2 protein-coding genes are annotated in these 1,711 nt (G+C 53.2%); both read left to right on the plus strand.

Going from position 1 to position 1,711, the window contains the following annotated elements; translation table 11 throughout:
- Positions 1-966, plus strand: a 966-nt coding sequence (locus tag Q7U76_13500; protein ID MDO8357401.1) for a type II secretion system F family protein, incomplete at its 5' end; no start/stop codon positions are given.
- Positions 967-1,164: 198 nt separating this feature from the next.
- Positions 1,165-1,711, plus strand: a 547-nt coding sequence (locus tag Q7U76_13505) for a hypothetical protein (protein MDO8357402.1), incomplete at its 3' end; no start/stop codon positions are given.

Raw genomic sequence — 1,711 nt, forward strand, 5'->3', positions numbered from 1 at the left:
TGTCTCGAAATTCTCTCGACCCAGTCCGAGAATAAAGTGTTACGAGAGACGATCGGAGAAGTGAAGACTCATGTGGAAGCCGGTTCAACTTTTTCGGATGCTCTACGTCGCCACCCCAAAGTGTTCGACGATCTCTACGTCAACCTAGTGCATGCTGGTGAGGTGGGTGGCCTGCTCGATACGATCTTGACGCGCCTCGCGAAATACATCGAGAAAGCGATGAAGCTCAAAGGACAGATCAAATCTGCCATGATCTACCCTTCTGCAATTCTCGGTGTTGCGGCGGTGGTGATCACGGTCCTAATGATTTGGGTCATTCCGATCTTCGCGAAAATGTTCAATGAATTATCCGGCGGGAAAATGGGGCTGCCGGGTCCTACGCAGTTCGTCATTGATGTCAGCAATGTGTTCACGTCCTATTGGTATGTGATGTTAGGGAGCATCGGGGCGGTCGTCTTTAGTATCAAGAAATACTATGCAACCGCCCAGGGCCGAATGGCTATCGACAAGTTACTTCTCAAGACGCCAGTGTTTGGGGACCTAATCAGGAAGGCCTCAGTCGCTAAGTTTTCGCGTACCCTTGGAACATTGCTCGGGAGTGGAGTGCCTCTGCTGGACGGCTTGACTATCTGCGCAAAGACGGCAGGCAATAAGGTTATTGAGGAAGCATTGATCAATGCTCGCGTCAGTATCAGCGGTGGAAAGACCATTGCTGATCCCCTGGCGGCAAGCGGAATATTTCCCAAGATGGTGACGCATATGATCGCCGTCGGTGAATCAACTGGCGCGCTGGACGCGATGCTGGGAAAGATTGCAGATTTTTACGAGGATGAGGTCGATCAGGCAGTCGCGTCGCTCACCTCATTGTTGGAGCCCGTCATGATGGTGTTCTTGGGGATTGTAATTGGGTTTATTGTGATCGCGATGTATCTTCCAATCTTCAAAATGTCGGAAGCCATAGGCTAGAGGTCGGTGTTCGGTTGCGTGCCCCTCACGAAGGTGAGGCAATGCCTCTTTGCTGTAAAGGTCTATAACTTTACTGGACGAACCATTTCCTGCCTCTACTCAGGAGGAAGAGGTGGTGGCCGATCTCTTGTCGGGTAAGAATGTATGTAGCGTGTTTCAGCGCAGGGCGTGACCTTCTCCCGCAATGGCCCTCTTCTCATGAATGATTTGCGCGTAAGGCTCTATTGGCTCATGGGGCTTCGACTCGCCCTTGTGAGCCTGACGCTCGGTCTGTCTCTCGCCTTCCAAGTTGCGAAGGGTGGGCGGGTTGAAACGTTCTACACTCTGATGGTTCTGACGTACGTTCTGACGATTCCTTCCGCTCTCCTGCTCCGTAGGCTGACCTCACCAGTTTCGCTCACGATATTTTTCTGGGCTCAGGTCGGGATCGACTTCCTTCTTGAAACGGTGTTGGTTGCGAGGACCGGGGGGGTCGAGAGTCCCTTCGCGGTGTTGTATGTCATGACGGTGGCGGCGGCCAGTCTCGTCCCTCGCCGGCGAGTGGGGCTTCTTGCCGCCTGTTTCTGCATCATTCTGTTCGGACTTTTAACCAACATTCAACTGTACGGTCTTGCTGAAGTGTGGGGGTGGCTGCCGCCGAGCCGGCTGACGGCGCCTGAAACGTTTCAAACATTCGGCATCTATGCGCTGGCTCTTCTGGTCGTCGGAATTCTTGGCGGAACCTTAGCCGACCAGCTTTACCTGG

The sequence above is a fragment of the Nitrospirota bacterium genome, from assembly GCA_030645475.1.
GTDB lineage: Bacteria > Nitrospirota > Nitrospiria > Nitrospirales > Nitrospiraceae > Palsa-1315.